The 19,132-nt window shown below is 72.8% G+C and carries 20 protein-coding genes; 16 read left to right on the top strand and 4 right to left on the bottom strand.

All coding sequences use genetic code 11. The features are described 5' to 3' along the window. Positions 1-136: 136 nt before the first annotated feature. Positions 137-1,090 (bottom strand): DUF389 domain-containing protein, encoded by a 954-nt coding sequence (locus tag QIS96_RS17200; protein ID WP_282543480.1) that lies wholly within the window; start codon positions 1,088-1,090, stop codon positions 137-139. A 73-nt stretch (positions 1,091-1,163) separates the two neighbouring features. After that, the gene (gene coaA / locus QIS96_RS17195) at positions 1,164-2,165 is read right to left on the bottom strand and encodes a type I pantothenate kinase (RefSeq protein ID WP_282543479.1); all 1,002 of its coding nucleotides are present in this window, start codon (positions 2,163-2,165) and stop codon (positions 1,164-1,166) included. A 156-nt stretch (positions 2,166-2,321) separates the two neighbouring features. Here coaA and QIS96_RS17190 point away from each other — a divergent pair, with 156 nt between their 5' ends. The 8 genes from QIS96_RS17190 to QIS96_RS17155 all read left to right on the top strand — a co-directional run bounded on the left by QIS96_RS17190 (position 2,322) and on the right by QIS96_RS17155 (position 10,279). Next, complete coding sequence (locus QIS96_RS17190; protein ID WP_282543478.1) at positions 2,322-2,585, top strand: hypothetical protein; 264 nt, start codon at positions 2,322-2,324, stop codon at positions 2,583-2,585. A gap of 84 nt (positions 2,586-2,669) precedes the next feature. Further along, on the top strand, positions 2,670-4,517 hold the full coding sequence (glmS, locus tag QIS96_RS17185; protein ID WP_282543477.1) for a glutamine--fructose-6-phosphate transaminase (isomerizing): 1,848 nt from the start codon (positions 2,670-2,672) through the stop codon (positions 4,515-4,517). After that, positions 4,514-4,882: a holo-ACP synthase gene (locus QIS96_RS17180; RefSeq protein WP_282535586.1), complete on the top strand. Its 369-nt coding sequence runs from the start codon at positions 4,514-4,516 to the stop codon at positions 4,880-4,882. Before glmS ends, QIS96_RS17180 begins: the two co-directional genes overlap by 4 nt. 10 nt (positions 4,883-4,892) lie before the next feature. Then, positions 4,893-6,329 carry an NAD(P)H-hydrate dehydratase gene (locus QIS96_RS17175; RefSeq protein ID WP_282543476.1) on the top strand — a complete coding sequence of 479 codons (1,437 nt, stop codon included), beginning with the start codon at positions 4,893-4,895 and terminating at the stop codon, positions 6,327-6,329. A gap of 623 nt (positions 6,330-6,952) precedes the next feature. Next, the gene (gene alr / locus QIS96_RS17170) at positions 6,953-8,098 is read left to right on the top strand and encodes an alanine racemase (protein ID WP_282543475.1); all 1,146 of its coding nucleotides are present in this window, start codon (positions 6,953-6,955) and stop codon (positions 8,096-8,098) included. 29 nt (positions 8,099-8,127) lie between these two features. Continuing rightward, the gene (locus tag QIS96_RS17165; protein WP_282543474.1) at positions 8,128-9,351 is read left to right on the top strand and encodes an alpha/beta fold hydrolase; all 1,224 of its coding nucleotides are present in this window, start codon (positions 8,128-8,130) and stop codon (positions 9,349-9,351) included. A 65-nt stretch (positions 9,352-9,416) separates the two neighbouring features. Further along, positions 9,417-9,953 (top strand): tRNA (adenosine(37)-N6)-threonylcarbamoyltransferase complex ATPase subunit type 1 TsaE, encoded by a 537-nt coding sequence (gene tsaE, locus QIS96_RS17160; protein ID WP_282543473.1) that lies wholly within the window; start codon positions 9,417-9,419, stop codon positions 9,951-9,953. Positions 9,954-10,096: 143 nt separating this feature from the next. Beyond that, entirely contained in the window at positions 10,097-10,279 is a 183-nt protein-coding gene (locus tag QIS96_RS17155; RefSeq protein ID WP_282543472.1) for a hypothetical protein, read from the top strand. Between the two features lie 27 nt (positions 10,280-10,306). Here the strand turns inward: QIS96_RS17155 and QIS96_RS17150 are convergent, their stop codons facing one another. Beyond that, complete coding sequence (locus QIS96_RS17150) at positions 10,307-10,855, bottom strand: hypothetical protein (RefSeq protein ID WP_282543471.1); 549 nt, start codon at positions 10,853-10,855, stop codon at positions 10,307-10,309. A gap of 105 nt (positions 10,856-10,960) precedes the next feature. Between QIS96_RS17150 and tsaB the strand changes: the two genes are divergently transcribed. The 4 genes from tsaB to QIS96_RS17130 are packed head-to-tail and all read left to right on the top strand — an operon-like array spanning position 10,961 to position 13,539. Beyond that, positions 10,961-11,614, top strand: coding sequence for a tRNA (adenosine(37)-N6)-threonylcarbamoyltransferase complex dimerization subunit type 1 TsaB (gene tsaB / locus QIS96_RS17145; protein ID WP_282543470.1), 654 nt, complete (start codon positions 10,961-10,963; stop codon positions 11,612-11,614). 53 nt (positions 11,615-11,667) lie between these two features. Further along, positions 11,668-12,174: a ribosomal protein S18-alanine N-acetyltransferase gene (gene rimI / locus QIS96_RS17140; protein ID WP_282543495.1), complete on the top strand. Its 507-nt coding sequence runs from the start codon at positions 11,668-11,670 to the stop codon at positions 12,172-12,174. Next, complete coding sequence (gene tsaD, locus QIS96_RS17135; RefSeq protein ID WP_282543469.1) at positions 12,167-13,282, top strand: tRNA (adenosine(37)-N6)-threonylcarbamoyltransferase complex transferase subunit TsaD; 1,116 nt, start codon at positions 12,167-12,169, stop codon at positions 13,280-13,282. The genes rimI and tsaD overlap by 8 nt, the downstream gene beginning before the upstream one ends. After that, on the top strand, positions 13,279-13,539 hold the full coding sequence (locus tag QIS96_RS17130) for a hypothetical protein (protein ID WP_282543468.1): 261 nt from the start codon (positions 13,279-13,281) through the stop codon (positions 13,537-13,539). Before tsaD ends, QIS96_RS17130 begins: the two co-directional genes overlap by 4 nt. Before the next feature lie 59 nt (positions 13,540-13,598). Here the strand turns inward: QIS96_RS17130 and QIS96_RS17125 are convergent, their stop codons facing one another. Continuing rightward, the gene (locus QIS96_RS17125; RefSeq protein WP_282543467.1) at positions 13,599-14,801 is read right to left on the bottom strand and encodes a class I SAM-dependent methyltransferase; all 1,203 of its coding nucleotides are present in this window, start codon (positions 14,799-14,801) and stop codon (positions 13,599-13,601) included. Between the two features lie 177 nt (positions 14,802-14,978). Here QIS96_RS17125 and QIS96_RS17120 point away from each other — a divergent pair, with 177 nt between their 5' ends. From QIS96_RS17120 to groL, 4 genes are all read left to right on the top strand, one after another. Beyond that, positions 14,979-15,944: a polysaccharide deacetylase family protein gene (locus QIS96_RS17120; RefSeq protein ID WP_408907202.1), complete on the top strand. Its 966-nt coding sequence runs from the start codon at positions 14,979-14,981 to the stop codon at positions 15,942-15,944. Next, positions 15,941-16,759 (top strand): polysaccharide deacetylase family protein, encoded by an 819-nt coding sequence (locus QIS96_RS17115; protein WP_282543466.1) that lies wholly within the window; start codon positions 15,941-15,943, stop codon positions 16,757-16,759. Before QIS96_RS17120 ends, QIS96_RS17115 begins: the two co-directional genes overlap by 4 nt. Positions 16,760-17,084: 325 nt before the next feature. Beyond that, positions 17,085-17,393 (top strand): co-chaperone GroES, encoded by a 309-nt coding sequence (groES, locus tag QIS96_RS17110; RefSeq protein ID WP_282535600.1) that lies wholly within the window; start codon positions 17,085-17,087, stop codon positions 17,391-17,393. 100 nt (positions 17,394-17,493) lie between these two features. Next, positions 17,494-19,122 (top strand): chaperonin GroEL, encoded by a 1,629-nt coding sequence (groL, locus tag QIS96_RS17105; protein WP_282543465.1) that lies wholly within the window; start codon positions 17,494-17,496, stop codon positions 19,120-19,122. The last annotated feature ends 10 nt before the right edge of the window (positions 19,123-19,132 follow it).

Here is a 19,132-nt window from a genome sequence, read left to right as displayed (position 1 = left end):
GGGGTGGGGCCCCGGGCCCCTTTTTTTCTCCCCGCCCCGCCCCTTCCCGAAAGCCTGCGGCGCTTCGGGGGCTCTGCCCCCGGACCCCCGGTCCTCAAGCGCCGGACGGGCTGAATTACGTGCCGGACGGGCTGAATTACGTGCCGGACGGGCTGGATTTCGTGCCGCGTTTGCGTTGGGTCGACCAGAACCATTTCTGGGCCAGCAGGGTCAGCGTGCCCGCGAGTATGATGCCGAGCAGGTTCAGGAGGAGTTGCTCGGAGGAGCCCCAGGCCTGCTTGTACTCGTGGTAGCTGAAGGCGACCGCCGCGTTCGCCGCTGCCGGGACCGTCGTCACCGAGATCGCCACGCCCACCAGGGCGCCCGACTTGGCGGAGGTCAGGGAGAGTGTGCCGGCGATGCCCGCGAGGACGGCGACGATGAACGAGAACGCGTCGGGGCGGTAGATGAAGTTGGTGTTGGGGCGTTCGGCCGCCAACTGGGCGTCGCTGAACAGGCCCTGCCAGTCCATGAAGTAGCTGAACCCCACCGTCACGGCCATCGCGATGGCGAAGCCGACGAGCAGGGCGATCAGGGAGCGGAGCGCCAGGCGCGGGGCGCGGCGGACCATCGCCGTGCAGAGGCCGGCCAGCGGGCCGAACTCCGGGCCGACCGCCATCGCGCCGACGATCAGGATCGCGTTGTCGAGGACCACGCCGCAGGCCGCGATCATCGTGGCGAGCGTGAGGAAGGCGATGTACGTGAGGGAGAGCGTCGACTCCTCGTGCGTGGCGTCGGTGAGGTGCTCCCAGAGGACCGCGTCCGCGCCCTCGCCCGGTGCGTCGTCGGCGGCCTGCTGGGCGCGCGTGGACAGCGAGAGGTCGATGTTCTCGACGGCGATCGAGCCGCATTTGTCGATGCCCAACGCCCGCAGGCTGCCGACGAGTTCGTCGCCCGCCTCGCGCGCCACGTCGCACATCACGACGTCGCCCTGCGGATTGCGGGCGGCGCCGGGGACGACCACCAGGTGGGTCGTGCCGACCGTCTTCTCGACCAGGCCGACCACCTCATCGGTGCGGTCGGGCGGCGTGATCAGGCGTAGGTGCAGCATGCCCGCAGCGTAGCTCCGTACGGGATCGGCTCCGTAAGGGATCGGCCTCGTATGGGATCGGCCTCGTACGCGATCAGAGCTTGCGGAGGCGCAGGCGTTGGACCTTGTGGTCCGGGCCCTTGCGGAGGACCAGGTCGGCGCGGCCGCGGGTGGGGGCCACGTTCTGCAGGAGGTTGGGCTTGTTGATGGTGTGCCACATGGTGCGGGCGTAGTCGAGGGCCTCCTCCTCGGTGACCGTGGTGTGGCGGTGGAAGTACGAGTCGGGGTTCTGGAACGCGGTCTGGCGGAGCTTCTTGAAGCGGTTCAGGTACCACTGCTCGATGTCCTCGGCCTTCGCGTCCACGTACACGCTGAAGTCGAAGTAGTCGGCGAGGCCCACGCGGGTGCGGCCGTCCTTGCCGGGCAGGGCGGGCTGCAGGACGTTCAGGCCCTCCACGATCAGGATGTCGGGGCGGCGCACGGTGAGGCGCCGGCCGGGCACGATGTCGTAGATCAGGTGCGAGTAGACGGGGGCGGTGACCTCTTCCTTGCCGGCCTTGATGTCGGCGACGAAGCGGGTCAGGGCGCGGCGGTCGTACGACTCGGGGAAGCCCTTGCGGGCGGTGAGGCCGCGCTCCTTGAGCTCCTTCATCGGCCACAGGAAGCCGTCCGTGGTGACGAGTTCGACGCGCGGGTGCTCGGGCCAGCGGGCGAGCAGGGCCTGCAGGAGCCGGGCCACCGTGGACTTGCCGACGGCGACGGAACCGGCGACGCCTATGACGAACGGGGTGCCGTACTGCGTGCCGTTGCCGCCGCCCGTGTCGCCGAGGAAGGTGTTGAGGGCGCCGCGCAGGTTGTCCGTCGCGCCGACGTACAGGTTGAGGAGCCGGGACAGCGGCAGGTAGACGTCGCGCACCTCGTCGAGGTCGATGACGTCGCCGAGGCCGCGCAGCCGCTCGACCTCATCGGCGGTGAGCGGCAGCGGCGTCTTCTCGCGCAGCGCGCTCCACTCGGCGCGCGTCAGGTCGACGTACGGCGTCGGCTCTGCGCGGCGGTGCGCACTGCGGTGGGCGCTTCGGGGCGGCGAAGAGATCACGACAACATTGTTGCGGCTGGATGAACGGGATGGCGGGTGGGGTGCGTCACGTGCCCGCTCGCCCGCCGGCGCGAAGGTCTAGACCGGCTGGGGGATCGGGAGTACGGTCCGGGCTCCGGGGCGCGTGACCGCACGCCCACGGTCCGAGGGGGCGTCATGTCCGTACGCAGCCGTGTCTTCGTCCGTCGCAGATCACTCGCGGGGGCGTCGCGTGCCGACGTCGCCGCGGAAGTCGCGAATGCCGCGGACATCGCGGAGGTCTGGGACGAGCTCGTGCTCGACCTGCCCGACGAGGACCTCGCCGAGGACCCGCAGGACTGCCTCGACTTCTACGAGCCGGGCAGCAAGCCGCGCTGCGAGGAGCTGGAGTATCTGCAGCTGCTGCGCGACGCCCGGGACGCGTTGCCCGAGATCGGATAGCGCGCGCCCCGCTGATGCCCGAGATCGGATTTCGCGCCACAGCTGACGGGGGATCGGCGGGCCGGGAGTCGTAGGCTGCGCCCCATGTGCGGAATCGTGGGTTACGTCGGCTCGCAGTCGGCGCTTGACGTGGTGCTCGCCGGGCTGAAGCGGCTGGAGTACCGGGGCTATGACTCGGCGGGCGTCGCGGTGGCCGCCGACGGCGGTCTGGCGGCCGCGAAGAAGGCCGGGAAACTGGTCAACCTGGAGAAGGCGCTGGTCGACCGGCCGCTGCCGACCGGCTCCAGCGGCATCGGGCACACCCGGTGGGCCACGCACGGCGGCCCCACCGACGCCAACGCCCACCCGCATCTCGACAACGCGGGCCGGGTCGCCGTCGTGCACAACGGCATCATCGAGAACTTCGCCGCCCTGCGGGACGAACTCGCCGAGCGCGGGCACCGCCTGGACTCCGAGACGGACACCGAGGTCGTCGCGCACCTGCTCGCCGAGGAGTACTCGGCCTGCGCTGACCTCGCCGAGTCGATGCGGCTGGTGTGCCGGCGGCTCGACGGGGCGTTCACCCTGGTCGCGGTGCACGCGGACGAGCCGGACGTGGTCGTCGGGGCGCGCCGCAACTCCCCGCTCGTGGTGGGCGTCGGCGAGGGCGAGTCGTTCCTCGCCTCGGACGTCTCGGCGTTCATCGCGCACACCCGCTCCGCGATCGAGCTGGGCCAGGACCAGGTGGTCGAGCTGCGCCGGGACGGGGTGACGGTCACGGACTTCGCCGGGAACCCCGCGGACGTACGCACGTTCCACATCGACTGGGACGCCTCGGCCGCCGAGAAGGGCGGCTACGACTACTTCATGCTGAAGGAGATCGCCGAGCAGCCGAAGGCGGTCGCGGACACGCTGCTCGGCCGGATCGACGCGGCGGGCTCGCTCACCCTCGACGAACTCCGGATCTCCGACGCGGAGTTGCGCGAGGTCGACAAGGTCGTGATCGTCGCGTGCGGTACGGCGTTCCACGCGGGCCTGATCGCCAAGTACGCCATCGAGCACTGGACGCGGATCCCCTGCGAGGTGGAGCTGGCCAGCGAGTTCCGGTACCGGGACCCGATCCTCGCCGCCCGCACCCTGGTCGTCGCGATCTCGCAGTCCGGCGAGACGATGGACACGCTGATGGCGCTGCGGCACGCGCGCGAGCAGGGCTCCAAGGTGCTCGCGATCTGCAACACCAACGGCTCGACGATCCCGCGCGAGTCCGACGCGGTGCTCTACACGCACGCAGGACCCGAGATCGCCGTCGCCTCCACCAAGGCGTTCCTCACGCAGCTCGTCGCCTGCTATCTGGTGGCCCTGTACCTGGGGCAGGTGCGCGGCACGAAGTGGGGCGACGAGATCCACGCGGTGATCCGGGAGCTGGCGCAGATCGCCGGCCAGGTCGAGCAGGTCCTGGAGACCATGGAGCCCGTACGGGAGTTGGCGCGCTCGCTCGCCGACCGGAACACGGTGCTGTTCCTCGGGCGGCACGTCGGGTACCCGGTCGCGCTCGAAGGAGCGTTGAAGCTCAAGGAGTTGGCGTACATGCACGCCGAGGGCTTCGCCGCGGGGGAGCTCAAGCACGGGCCGATCGCGCTGATCGAGAAGGGCGTGCCGGTGGTGGTGGTCGTGCCGTCGCCGCGCGGGCGCTCGGTCCTGCACGACAAGATCGTCTCCAACATCCAGGAGATCCGCGCCCGTGGGGCCCGCACGATCGTGATCGCGGAGGTGGGCGACGAGGCGGTCGTGCCGTACGCGGACCACCTGATCCGCGTCCCGGCCACGCCGACGCTGCTCCAGCCGCTGGTGGCGACGGTGCCGTTGCAGGTCTTCGCCTGCGAGCTGGCCACGGCGCGCGGCAACGAGGTGGACCAGCCGCGCAACCTCGCGAAGTCGGTCACCGTCGAATGATCATCGGAGTCGGCATCGACGTGGCCGAGATCGACCGCTTCAAGGCGTCCCTGGACCGGACGCCGGGGATGGCCGAACGGCTCTTCGTCGAGCGGGAGTTGCTGCTGCCCAGCGGCGAGCGGCGCGGCATCGCCTCGCTCGCCGCCCGGTTCGCCGCCAAGGAGGCCCTGGCCAAGGCGCTCGGCGCACCGGCGGGGCTGCACTGGACGGACGCCGAGGTGTACGTGGAGGACAGCGGGCAGCCCCGGCTCCGCGTCAAGGGAACGGTCGCGCAGCGGGCCGCGGAGCTCGGCGTGCGCGGCTGGCACGTGTCGTTGAGCCATGACGCGGGGGTCGCCTCCGCCGTGGTGATCGCGGAAGGGTGAGCGTCCTCGTATGCGCACAGCGTTCGTCGTCGAGACGGTACGGGCGGCCGAGCGGGAGCTGATGGCACGGCTGCCCGAGGGCGCGCTGATGCAACGGGCGGCGGCCGGACTCGCGGCCGCCTGCGCGGAGTTCCTCGGACAGTCCCGAGGCAAGGTGTACGGCTCGCGGGTCGTGCTGCTCGTCGGCAGCGGGGACAACGGGGGCGACGCGCTGTACGCGGGCGCCCGGCTCGCGCGGCGCGGGGCCGGGGTCGCGGCGGTGCTCCTCGCGCCGGAGCGGGCGCACGCGGGCGGGCTCAGGGCGCTGCTCGCGGCGGGCGGCAGAGTGTCCACCGCCCCCGAGCGGGACATCGCGGACGCCCGCCTGATCCTCGACGGGATCGTCGGCATCGGGGGAAAGGGCGGCCTCCGCCCGGACGCGGCCCGACTGGCCGCACTCGCCTCGGACTCCCGGGCCTTCGTCGTCGCCGTCGACCTGCCGAGCGGCGTGGAGGCGGACACGGGGGAGGTGCGAGGGCCCGCGGTGCGGGCGGACGCGACGGTCACGTTCGGCACGTACAAGCCCTGCCTGCTGGTGGACCCCGCGCGTGAACTGGCGGGCGCGGTCCGCCTCGTCGACATCGGCCTCGAACTGCCCGCCGCGGCCGACCTGGAGGCGCTGCAGTACGCGGACGTGGCGGAGCTCCTTCCCGTGCCGGGCGCGGAGAGTGACAAGTACCGGCGCGGGGTCGTCGGCATCGCGGCCGGCTCGGCGCGCTACCCGGGCGCGGCGGTCCTCGCGGTGGCGGGCGCGCTGCGCGGGGGCGCGGGGGCGGTGCGGTACGTGGGCCCTGCGGCGGACGCCGTCATCGACCGGTTCCCGGAGACGCTGGTGCACGCCGGGCCCCCGTCCAAGGCCGGCCGGGTCCAGGCGTGGGTGGTCGGGCCCGGCCTCGGGGACGACGCGGACCGGGTACGGGACGTGCTCGCGGCCGACGTCCCCGTCCTGATCGACGCCGACGGCCTGCGCCTCGCCGCCCGCGCGACGGTCCGGGCCCGCACGGCCCCGACCCTGCTCACGCCGCACGCGGGCGAGGCGGCGGCGCTGCTCGGGGCCGACCGGGCGGAGGTCGAGGCGTCCCGGCTCCCGGCGGTGCGGCGGCTCGCGGAGTCGTACGGGGCGACGGTGCTGCTCAAGGGCTCGACGACCTTGATCGCGGCGCCGGGGCGGGTCGTGCGGGTCAACCCGACCGGGACGTCGTGGCTGGCCACGGCCGGGAGCGGCGATGTCCTCTCCGGGCTCGCCGGCTCCCTCCTGGCCGCGGGCCTCGACACCGTGGACGCGGCGTCCACGGCCGCCTTCCTGCACGGCCTCGCGGGGCGGTTGGCGGCGTGGGGCGGGCCGATCGGGGCGCAGGATGTGGCGGAGGGGGTACGGGGGGCGTGGCGCGAGGCGACCAGGGCCTGACCTTTCCCCACCCCGCCCTTTCCCGAAAGCCTTGGCAGCCGGCCCCCAGGGGCTCCGCCCCCGAACCCCCGCCCCGAGGCTCCGCCCCTGCCCCCGACCGCCCTCCGGGCTCGTCCTCAAACGCCGGACGGCCTGATCCCGAGCCCCGATAGGGGCGCGGGGAACTGCGCGACCGGCCACGACGGCGGGGCAGCCGGGCGATGGCCGTACGTGTCCGGGCCGGGGCCGTCGAGGTCGGCTGCAGGTGCCCCGATAGGGGCGCGGGGAACTGCGCGACCAGCCACGATGGCGCGGTGGTCGAGGGACGGCCGTTAGGAGTCCCGAAGCTGGCCGCAGGCCTTTCAGGAAGGGGCGCGGGGAACGGCGCGATCGGCCGCGACGGTGGGGCAGGCGGGCGACGGCCCTGCGGGGTCTGGGGCGGGGCCCCGAAGGGGCGTGGGGCCAGGCCTGGGGCCTGGGGCGGGGCCCCGATGGGGGCGTGGGGCCAGGCCTGACGGTCGTCGGGGCCCGGCCGCGGAGCCCCGAGGCCGACCGCAGGACAGGAAAACGGGGGCCTGGGGCGGAGCCCCGGGGGCGAGCCCCGTACGACGTACACGGGAGCCGTGCGAGAGACTGGGCGCACGATGAACGAGACACCCCTGCGCGTCCGCGCCGAGATCGATCTGGCCGCCCTGCGGGCCAACGTGCGGGCCCTGCGCGCCCGCGCACCGCGGGCCGAGTTCATGGCCGTGGTGAAGGCGGACGCGTACGGACACGGCATGCTGCCCTGCGCCCGCGCCGCCCTCGAAGCGGGCGCGACCTGGATCGGCACCGCCACCCCGCAGGAGGCCCTCGCCGTGCGCGCCGCCGGGATCGGCCCCGACGAGGCCCGCGTCCTGTGCTGGCTGTGGACCCCGGGAGGGCCCTGGCGCGAGGCGATCGAGGCCGACGTCGAGGTGTCGGTGAGCGGCATGTGGGCGCTGCGCGAGGCCGTCGCCGCCGCCCGCGAGGCCGGCCGTACCGCCCGCGTCCAGCTCAAGGCCGACACCGGCCTCGGCCGTGGCGGCTGCCAGCCCGCCGACTGGCCGGAGCTGGTCGAGGAGTCCCTGAAGGCCGAGGCCGAGGGCGCGATCCGGGTCACCGGCATCTGGTCGCACTACGCCTGCGCGGACGAGCCCGGACACCCGTCGATCGCCGCGCAGTCCGCCGCCTTCGCCGAGGCCGTCGCGTACGCCGAGGACGCGGGCCTGCGCCCCGACGTACGGCACATCGCGAACTCCCCGGCCACCTTGACGCTGCCCGAGGCGCACTACGACCTGGTGCGCCCCGGCATCGCCATGTACGGCATCTCACCGAGCCCCGAGATCGGCGCGCCCGCGGACTTCGGGCTCCGCCCGGTGATGACGCTCGCCGCGTCCCTCGCCCTGGTCAAGCACGTGCCCGAGGGCCACGGCGTGAGCTACGGCCACCACTACGCGACGCCCGCCGCCACCACCCTCGGCCTGATCCCGGCCGGGTACGGCGACGGGCTGCCCCGGCACGCCTCGGGCCGTGCCCCGGTCCTGGTCGGCGGGAAGGTACGGACGGCGGCCGGGCGGATCGCGATGGACCAGTTCGTCGTCGACCTGGACGGGGACGAGCCCGTGGCCGGCGACGAGGCGGTGCTCTTCGGCCCCGGCGACCGCGGCGAGCCGACCGCCGAGGACTGGGCACGAGCGGCCGACACCATCGCGTACGAGATCGTCACGAGGATCGGATCCCGTGTGCCGCGCGTCTATGTGAACGGGTAGGACCTGGCACCGACAGACAGGAGCGGCAGGTGAGCGAGACCAGTGCGGGGGCCGCTGTGGGTGCGGCCGTGGAGGCGGCGGTGGACGCGGCGCAGGCCGCCGGCTCGGCGAGCACGAGCTGGCGTCGGGCGGGCATCGCGGGCACCGCGATAGGCGTGGTCGCCGCGGGTGCGGCGGCGGGTGTCGCCCTTGAGCGGCTCACCGTCGGCCGCGGCATGCGCAGGAAGGCCCGGATCGCCCTGGACTCCGCGGGCCCGTACGGCACGCTGCGCGGCGAGCCCGGCCAGACCCGCGCCGACGACGGCACCGAGCTGTACTACGAGGTGGACGAGGCGGAGCCGGCCGCGAAGGACGTCGCGCCCCGGCGCCGCCGGCTCTTCGGCCGCCGCGACCCCGCCCCGGTCACCGTGGTGTTCAGCCACGGCTACTGCCTGAACCAGGACTCCTGGCACTTCCAGCGGTCCGCCCTGCGCGGCGCCGTCCGGGCCGTCTACTGGGACCAGCGCAGCCACGGCCGCTCGGGCCGCGGCCGGGCGCAGGCCGAGGACGAAGTGCCGGTCGACATCGACCAGTTGGGCCGCGACCTGAAGGCGGTGATCGACGCGGCCGCGCCCGAGGGCCCGCTGGTCCTCGTCGGGCACTCGATGGGCGGCATGACGGTGATGGCCCTGGCCGACCAGTACCCGGAGCTGGTCAAGGAGCGGGTCGTCGGCGTGGCCCTCGTCGGCACGTCCTCGGGGCGGCTCGGCGAGGTCAGCTACGGCCTTCCGGTGGTGGGCGTCAACGCGGTGCGCCGCGTGCTCCCCGGCGTGCTCAAGGCCCTGGGCCAGCGGGCCGAGCTGGTGGAGAAGGGGCGCAGGGCGACCGCCGACCTGTTCGCGGGGGTCATCAAGCGGTACTCCTTCGCCTCGCGGGACGTGGACCCGGCGGTGGCGCGGTTCGCCGAGCGGATGATCGAGGGCACCCCGATCGACGTGGTCGCGGAGTTCTACCCGGCCTTCGCCGAGCACGACAAGGCGGCGGCGCTGCGGCATTTCGCGGCCCTGCCCGTGCTCGTACTCGCCGGGGACAAGGACCTGGTCACGCCGAGCGAGCACAGCGAGGCCATGGCGGACCTGCTGCCCGACGCGGAGCTCGTGATCGTCCCGGACGCCGGTCACCTGGTGATGCTCGAACACCCCGAGACGGTCCTCGACCGCCTCGCGGACCTGGTCGTACGCGCCCGGGAGCAGGCCCGCAGCACAGCGGTCTGAGGCGGCGGGCCCCTGCGGACGCGACCGGACGGGCCACCGGTCCGCAGGGGCTACCGTGGATTGCTATGGAAGCACCGCACCCTCAGCTCTCGGACGCTCCGTCCCCGGCCGTCCCCGGCGAGACCGTCCGCCTCACCGTCAACTCCCCCGAGCAGATGCGGGAGTTGGGCCGCAGCCTGGCCAAGCTGCTGCGCCCCGGCGACCTGGTGATGCTCAACGGCGAGCTGGGCGCAGGCAAGACGACGCTGACCCGGGGCCTCGGCGAGGGGCTCGACGTGCGCGGCGCCGTCACCTCGCCGACCTTCGTGATCGCCCGCGTCCACCCGGCCCTCGGCGACGGCCCGCCGCTGGTGCACGTGGACGCGTACCGCCTGGGCGGCGGGCTCGACGAGATGGAGGACCTGGACCTGGACGTCTCGCTGCCGGACTCGGTGATCGTCGTCGAGTGGGGCGAGGGCAAGGTCGAGGAGCTCTCCGACGACCGCCTTCACGTGGTCATCCACCGGGCCACGGGCGACACCGACGACGACGTGCGGCAGGTCCGGCTGACCGGCATCGGCGAGCGCTGGCGCACGGCCGACCTCGCGGCCCTCGCGGCCTGAGCGGCGCGGCAGAGGTCACGGCCCACCGGTTCCGACAGACTGTCGGGAACATGTTGCGCGGGAGGCGTCCGTCGTGGTCACATGGATACCACGACGTGGTTAGGGTTGCCTAACTTCGTTGCCCTCTGAGACCGGGAGGCACCATGTCGGCGTCGGACCCCCGCGAGAACGAGCCGCAGCAGCTGTCGATGAGCGCCCTGCTCGCCGCGTGCGCCGCCGCGAGAACCGTGTCGACGCCGCCGCCCGCCCCGGACCGCAGCGCGGCGCGGCTCCCGGAGCCCACCCGCGACGACGACCGGACCCACGGCCACCGCGACGCCGCCTGAGAACGGACTCGCAGGGCTCTGGCAGGGCTAAGGAACTACGACGACCGTCGTGCCGACCGTCGCGAACTCCCACATCGCCTGGCCGTCCGCGCGGGACTCCCGGATGCCGCCGGTCTTCTGCGTGGGGTCGAGCTTTGGCGTGGAGCCGTCGACCGCCGCGCTGAAGCCGATCGCCACCCCGTCCACGTTCGCGAACCGTACGACGTGCTCGATCGGCACCCCGTCCGAGCCGACGACCTGGCCGGAGCGGGTGGTCACCGAGTACTCGCCGGGGCGCGGGTCGACCGTGGAGGGCGTGACCTCGAAGCTGCGCTTGGCCTTGTTGCCCGCGCCGACCAGCCAGACGCGGTCCGACTCCAGCGCGTACACGACCCGCAGGCCCTTGCCCGAGGCCGCCGGGACCGCCTTCGGGTCGGTCTTCGCCTTCGGGTGGCGGGGGGCCGCCGTGGGAGCGTCCTGCTTCGGCTTGCCGAGCGACTCGGGGGCGCTCGCCGAGGCCTGATAGGCGAGGAAGCCGACAGCGGCGAGGGCTGCTGCGGTGAGCCCGGCCACGATTCCCGAGCTGCTGCGTGCCACCGTGCTCCACCCTTCGTATATACGGACTTGTGCGCTGACGGTAGCAGCCGGTGAAGCGCTCGCCTTGGCACCGTGCCCGGGGCGCGGGGGCCGTAGGCTGTTTGCGTGCTCTTGCTCGCTCTGGATACCGCCACCCCTGCCGTCACCGTCGCGCTGCACGACGGTGAGACCGTCATCGCCGAGTCCAGTCAGGTGGACGCGCGCAGACACGGCGAGTTGCTGCTGCCCGCCGTCGACCGGGTCCTCGCCGAGGCCGGTGTGAAGCTCGACGCCGTCACCGCGATCGTGACCGGCGTCGGCCCCGGCCCCTACACCGGACTGCGCGTCGGCCTGATGACCGCGGAGACCTTCGGCTCGGCGCTCGGCGTCCCGGTGCACGGCGTGTGCACCCTCGACGGCCTGGCGTACGCGGCCGGGATCGAGGGCGACTTCGTCGTCGCCACGGACGCCCGCCGCAAGGAGGTCTACTGGGCGCGGTACGCAGGCCCGCGCACCCGCCTCACCGACCCGGCCGTCGACCGGCCCGCCGAGATCGCCGAACAGCTCGCCGGGCTGCCCGCGGTCGGCGCGGGCGCGCTGCTCTACCCGGAGGCGTTCGCCGACGCCCGCGGCCCCGAGCACGTCTCGGCCGCCGCGCTCGCCGCGCTCGCCGCCGAGCGCCTCGCGGCCGGGCAGGACCTGGAGCCGCCGCGGCCGCTGTACCTGCGCAGGCCCGACGCCCAGGTGCCCAAGAACTACAAGGTGGTCACCCCGAAGTGACGACTTCCGCAACCACCGGGCCCGGCGCCGCCTCCGCCCCCGTCCTGCGCGAGATGCGCTGGTGGGACATCGAGCCGGTGCTCGCGCTCGAACGGGAGCTGTTCCCCGAGGACGCCTGGTCCCGCGGCATGTTCTGGTCCGAACTCGCGCACTCCCGCGGCCCGTTGGCGACCCGCAGGTTCGTCGTCGCGGTCGACGGCGACGGCGAGGGCGCGGGGGACGGCGAGCGGATCGTCGGGTACGCGGGCCTCGCCGCGGCCGGCGGCCTGGGCGACGTGCAGACCATCGCCGTGGCCCGCGACCACTGGGGCAGCGGCCTCGGTGCCGCGCTCCTCACCGACCTCCTTCGCGCCGCCACCGCCTTCGAGTGCACCGAGGTACTCCTCGAAGTGCGCGTCGACAACACCCGCGCCCAGAAGCTGTACGAGCGCTTCGGCTTCGAGCCGATCGGCTTCCGGCGCGGCTACTACCAACCCGGGAACGTGGACGCCCTCGTGATGCGCCACGCCGACCCGGCCTCCTCCGTACCAGTGCAAGGAAGCGACACCAGCCATGGCTGACGAACCACTCGTTCTCGGCATCGAGACCTCCTGCGACGAGACCGGCGTGGGCATCGTGCGCGGCACGACGCTGCTCGCCGACGCGGTCGCCTCCAGCGTCGACGAGCACGCCCGCTTCGGCGGCGTCGTCCCCGAGGTCGCCTCCCGCGCCCACCTCGAAGCGATGGTTCCGACCATCGAGCGCGCCCTGAAGGAGGCCGGCGTCACCGCCCGCGACCTCGACGGCATCTCCGTCACCGCAGGTCCGGGCCTCGCGGGCGCCCTGCTCGTCGGCGTCTCGGCGGCGAAGGCGTACGCGTACGCGCTCGGCAAGCCGCTGTACGGCGTGAACCACCTCGCCTCGCACATCTGCGTCGACCAGCTGGAGCACGGCAAGCTGCCCGAGCCGACGATGGCGCTGCTCGTCTCCGGCGGCCACTCCTCGCTGCTGCTCTCCAGCGACATCACGAGCGACGTACGGCCGATGGGCGCGACCATCGACGACGCGGCCGGCGAGGCCTTCGACAAGATCGCCCGCGTCCTCAACCTCGGCTTCCCCGGCGGCCCGGTCATCGACCGGTACGCGCGCGAGGGCGACCCGAACTCCATCTCCTTCCCGCGCGGCCTCACCGGCCCCCGCGACCCCGCGTACGACTTCTCCTTCTCCGGCCTGAAGACGGCCGTGGCCCGCTGGATCGAGGCGAAGCGGAACGCGGGCGAGGACGTTCCGGTACGGGACGTGTCGGCGTCCTTCCAGGAGGCCGTCGTCGACGTGCTGACCCGCAAGGCCGTCCGCGCCTGCAAGGACGAGGGCGTCGACCACCTGATGATCGGCGGCGGCGTGGCCGCCAACTCGCGCCTGCGGGCCCTCGCCCAGGAGCGGTGCGAGGCGGCCGGGATCCGGCTGCGGGTGCCCCGGCCCAAGCTGTGCACGGACAACGGCGCGATGGTCGCGGCCCTCGGCGCCGAGATGGTGGCGCGCAACCGGGCCGCGTCGGACTGGGACCTGTCGGCGGACTCCTCGCTCCCGGTGACCGACCCGCACGTGCCGGGCCGGAACAACGGCCATGGCCACACGCACGACCACGACCACGTGCACGAGGTCAGCAAGGACAACCTCTACTCATGACCGTCGCGCTGATGTGGGAGGCCCGCGCCGCCGAGGGCCGGGGCGCGGAGCTCCTGGAGTGGGCCCGCGCCCAGTGGCTCGCCGCCGACCCGCTGCGCCGCGAGACCTTCAAGGCCAGCGGCGACCGGGTCCTCGTCATCACCTGGTGGGACGCGGACCTCGACGCCGAACTGCCCGAACTCCCGGAACCGGACGCCGAGTTGGTGCAGCGCCCGGTCCACCGGTGGCGCTTCGAGTCACTCGGCGCGGCGGGGTAGCGCGTAGGCCGTCCTCGCGAAGTCGGCCGCGCGGCCGGGGAGTTGCGGGGGAGCGGACGTCAGGCCTTGCCCACGGGGTGTCCGACCAGCATCGTCGGGGCGTCCGCGACCCGGGTCAGGAAGACCGTCGCCGCGTTCGGCCCGGACAGCTTCATCTTGCGGCGCAGCTCCTCCGGCTCGACGGCCGAGCCGCGCTTCTTCACGGTCAGCACGCCGACCTGCCGCTCCCGCAGCAGCGCCCGCAACTTCTTGACGTTGAACGGGAGTTGGTCGGTGATCTCGTACGCGGTCGCGAACCGGCTGTGGTGCGCGGCGTCGCTCGTCACGTACGCGATCATCGGGTCGATCAGGCCGCCGTCCACCTCCCGGGCCACCTCGGCGACGAGATGCGCGCGGATGACGGCGCCGTCCGGCTCGTACAGGTACCGGCCCACCGGGCGCGGCTCCGGGTCCGGCAGCATCGCCGCCGGCTCGGCCCGCAGCGTGTCCCCGGCGGGCAGCAGCGTCGCGGCCATCGCGCCCGGCGCCACCCCGCCGCCGAACCACAGCACGGCCTCCTTCACGTCGCCACGCTCCGAGATCCACTCCGCCTCGGCGTCCTCGGGCACCGCCTCGTGCGGCACCCCCGGCGCGATCTTCAACGCGGCGTGCGGCGCGCCGCGGGCGGCCTCGATCGCCCAGGACAGCGGCGGCGAATAGGCCTCGGGGTCGAAGACGCGGCCGCGGCCGCCGCGCCGCGCCGGGTCCACGAACACCGCGTCGTACGCCGATGTGTCCACCTCGGCGACGTCCGCGCAGCGCACCTCGATCAGCTCGCCCAGGCCGAGCGCCGCCGCGTTCGCCCGAGCCACCGCGCAGGTCAGCTCGGAGCGGTCGACGGCCAGGACGGAGACGCCCGCGCGCGCGAGCGCGATCGCGTCGCCGCCGATCCCGCAGCACAGGTCGGCCAGGCTGCGCACGCCGAGCGCCCGGAACCGCTCCGCGCGGTACGCGGCGACGCCGGTGCGGGTCGCCTGCTCCACCCCGTCCGGCGTGAAGTACATCCGCGCCGCGTCCTCGGCCCCGAACTTGGCGACCGCACGCTGCCGCAGGCGCGCCTGCCCGAGCGCCGCCGACACCAGGCCGGCGGGGTGGTCGCGGCGCAGCCGGGTGGCGAGGGCGAGCTCCTGCGCGGGGTCGTGGTCGCGCAGCGCGTCGAGCAGGGCCTGGCCCTCGTCGGTGAGCAGGGCTTCGAAGGCGGCGAGCGGGTCGAGGTCGTTCACCCGGCCATTGTCGGGGACGCGGAGGCGGGCTCAGGCGCGGGTACGGGCCCGGCATCCCGGTGCGCGGCGCGCGGTCGACGTCGGAACGCCCCCGTGTCGGCCAGTCGGTGGATCGTGCCCGCTGCGGCGGCGCTGTCGGCCGAGCGGGGCAGACCCTCGCTGACAGGATCCGACGCCATGAAACTAGTACGACAAAACGACAAATTCGCCAGAAATCGATCCCCGCACCTCGCCGGGAACCGGCGCCTGAGCCTCGCCGGGAACCGATCCCTGCAGATCAAGGCGGGTATCGCCGTGCTCACCGCCGCCGCCCTGGCCTCCGGCTGCGCGGGCGGCGCCGGCGGGCAGGACCCCGTCGAGCCGGCCCACGGCCAGCAGGTCAAGCAGGCCGAGCAGCGGGCCGCCGCGCATGCCGCCCGCGTGGCCGCGGTCAAGAAGTGGAAGGTGGCCAAGATGCCGCTGACCCCGCCGAAGCCGCCCACGACCAAGAAGCCCATCACCACCCGCAAGGGCTTCGAGGTGACCGGCCAGAAGAACCTGCCGCCCGTCTACACGACCGTCCCGACCAAGGACAAGGTCGTCTTCCTGACCATCGACGACGGCGCCGACAAGGACCCCGAGTTCCTCCGCATGATGAGCGAGCTCAAGATCCCGTACACCGCATTCCTCAGCAACTACCTGATCAAGGAGGACTACGGCTTCTTCAAGAAGATGCAGGACCGCGGCGTAGGCCTGAACAACCACACCCTCACCCACCGCTACATGCCGGGCCTCTCGTACGCCGAGCAGAAGCGTGAGATCTGCGGCATGCAGGACATCATCGAGAAGCGCTACGGCAAGCGCCCCCAGCTGTTCCGCCCGCCGTACGGCAACTACAACAAGGACACCCTCAAGGCGGCCAAGGCCTGCGGCGTGACGTCCGTGCCGCTGTGGAACGCCGAGGCCTTCGTCGACCGCATGGACTGGCGCGAGTGGGACCGCGACCTGCACCCCGGCGACATCATCCTCACGCACTTCCGCGGCAAGGAGGACTGGAAGGGCACCATGCCCGACATGATGCGCCGCCTCCTGAAGACGGTGACGGACAAGGGGTACGCGATCGCGCGCCTGGAGGACTACCTGCCCGCGCAGGCCGGCCGGTGAGGCGCGCGCACCGGCTGCTCGCCGGGGTGCTGGCAGCCGGTGCGCTGGCGCTCACCGGCTGCGCCCAGTCCGTCGACCCGATCGAACGGCTCGGCCGGAAGGCGGCCCAGAAGGTCGAGGAGCGCCGGGTCTCCACGGCCACCGCCCGCCGCTGGGGCCTCGACAAGCCGCTCGCCCCGGCCCCGAAACCGCAGGTCCGGGCCGTGCGCGCGGCCGCGGGACCGGGACTGCCCCCGGTCGTCGACCGCGTCCCCACCGACGACAAGGTGGTTTTCCTGACCTTCGACGACGGGGCCGAGCGCGACCCGCAATTCGTGCGCATGGTCCGGGAGTTGAAGCTCCCCGTCAGCATGTTCCTCACGGACCGCGTGGTCGGTCCGGGCTACGCGCACTTCGGCGAGCTCCGCTCCGTCGGCGCGACCGTCCAGAACCACACCCTCGACCACCCGTACCTCCCCGGACTCTCGTACGAGGGTCAGCGCTGGGAGATCTGCGGCCAGCAGGACAAGCTCAAGCAGCGCTTCGGCATCGAGCCCCGGCTCTTCCGGCCGCCGTACGGCGAGTACAACGACGACACCCTGCGCGCCGCGGCCGACTGCGGGATCTCCGCGGTGGTCCTGTGGCGGGCCTCCATGCAGGCCAAGGACCTGCGGTACGCGGCCGAAGGACGGCTGCGTCCGGGCGACATCATCCTCGCCCACTTCCGCGGCCCCGCCGAGCTGGGCGGCGCGACCCTGACCGAGGCGACGGCCCGGATGCTCCGCAGCATCCAGGCCCAGGGCTACACGGTGGCAAGGCTGGAGGACTACCTCTGAGGGGGTGCCACCCGGAGGGTGTGCACCCCAGGGGCGCGGGGAACTGCGCGCCCAGCCACATCGAACCCGCACCCGGCAGACGGCCAAAGCTCCCACAACACAGCCCGGATCGGCGCGGCCGCCCCGAAAACCCCCCGCCGCGCCGCAGGCAATTGGCACTCCGCTTGACCGAGTGCTAATCGCGGCCATAGTGTCGGCTCTGGCACTCCCCGTTGGAGAGTGCCAACACAGCGACGGGCAGGTCCGGCACCCGCGACGACGGATCCACCTGGTCGCCACCTCAGACAGTTAACCCCGTGAGATCTCCGAAGGGGGAGGTCGGATCGTGACGACCGCCAGCTCCAAGGTTGCCATCAAGCCGCTCGAGGACCGCATTGTGGTCCAGCCGCTCGACGCCGAGCAGACCACGGCCTCTGGCCTGGTCATTCCGGACACCGCGAAGGAGAAGCCCCAGGAGGGCGTCGTCCTCGCCGTCGGTCCGGGCCGCTTCGAGAACGGCGAGCGCCTGCCGCTCGACGTGAAGTCCGGCGACATCGTGCTGTACAGCAAGTACGGCGGCACCGAGGTGAAGTACAACGGCGAGGAGTACCTCGTCCTCTCGGCTCGCGACGTGCTCGCGATCGTCGAGAAGTAATTCACCGGTATTGCTTTGAACTGCGCCCCTGGCCCCCGCGACCCTAAGTAGCCGGGTGCCGGGGGCGCTGTTCGTTTTTCGAGAGGACTGACAAAGCTCCATGGCGAAGATCCTGAAGTTCGACGAGGACGCCCGTCGCGCCCTCGAGCGCGGCGTCAACAAGCTTGCCGACACGGTCAAGGTGACGATCGGCCCCAAGGGCCGCAACGTCGTCATCGACAAGAAGTTCGGCGCCCCCACCATCACCAACGACGGCGTCACCATCGCCCGTGAGGTCGAGGTCGAGGACGCGTACGAGAACCTCGGCGCGCAGCTGGTGAAGGAGGTGGCGACCAAGACCAACGACATCGCGGGTGACGGTACGACCACCGCCACCGTGCTCGCCCAGGCCCTGGTCCGCGAGGGTCTGCGCAACGTCGCCGCCGGCGCCTCCCCGGCCGCCCTGAAGAAGGGCATCGACGCCGCCGTCAAGGCCGTCTCCGAGGACCTCGTCGCCACCGCCCGCCCGATCGACTCCAAGGAGGACATCGCCGCCGTCGCCGCGCTGTCCGCCCAGGACAAGCAGATCGGTGAGCTCATCGCCGAGGCGATGGACAAGGTCGGCAAGGACGGCGTCATCACCGTCGAGGAGTCCAACACCTTCGGTCTGGAGCTGGACTTCACCGAGGGCATGGCCTTCGACAAGGGCTACCTGTCCCCGTACTTCGTCACCGACCAGGAGCGTATGGAGGCCGTCCTCGACGACCCGTACATCCTGATCCACCAGGGCAAGATCGCCTCGATCCAGGACCTGCTCCCGCTCCTCGAGAAGGTCATCCAGGCCGGTGGCTCCAAGCCGCTCCTGATCATCGCCGAGGACGTCGAGGGCGAGGCCCTGTCGACCCTGGTCGTGAACAAGATCCGCGGCACGTTCAACGCCGTCGCCGTGAAGGCCCCCGGCTTCGGTGACCGCCGCAAGGCGATGCTCGGCGACATGGCCACCCTCACCGGTGCCACCGTCATCGCCGAGGAGGTCGGCCTCAAGCTCGACCAGGCCGGTCTGGACGTGCTCGGCACCGCCCGCCGCGTCACCATCACCAAGGACGACACGACCATCGTCGACGGCGGCGGCAACGCCGAGGACGTCGCGGGCCGCGTCAACCAGATCAAGGCCGAGATCGAGTCCACGGACTCCGACTGGGACCGCGAGAAGCTCCAGGAGCGCCTCGCGAAGCTGGCCGGCGGCGTGTGCGTGATCAAGGTCGGCGCCGCCACCGAGGTGGAGCTGAAGGAGAAGAAGCACCGTCTGGAGGACGCCATCTCCGCGACCCGCGCCGCGGTCGAGGAGGGCATCGTCTCCGGTGGTGGCTCCGCGCTCGTCCACGCCGTGAAGGTCCTCGAGGGCAACCTCGGCAAGGAGGGCGACGAGGCCACCGGTGTCGCCGTCGTCCGCCGCGCCGCCGTCGAGCCGCTCCGCTGGATCGCCGAGAACGCCGGCCTCGAGGGCTACGTCATCACCTCGAAGGTCGCCGAGCTCGGCAAGGGCGAGGGCTTCAACGCCGCCACCGGCGAGTACGGCGACCTGGTCAAGGCCGGCGTCATCGACCCGGTCAAGGTCACCCGCTCCGCCCTGGAGAACGCCGCCTCCATCGCCTCCCTGCTGCTCACGACCGAGACCCTGGTCGTCGAGAAGCCGGCCGAGGAGGAGCCCGAGGCCGGTCACGGCCACGGTCACGGCCACGCGCACTGACGCACTCCGC

Origin of the sequence: Streptomyces cavernicola (assembly GCF_029968035.1) — a bacterium.
Lineage (GTDB): Bacteria > Actinomycetota > Actinomycetes > Streptomycetales > Streptomycetaceae > Streptomyces > Streptomyces cavernicola.
The sequence above is the reverse complement of the archived record's forward strand: the minus strand, read 5'-3'. Positions and strand labels throughout refer to the sequence as shown.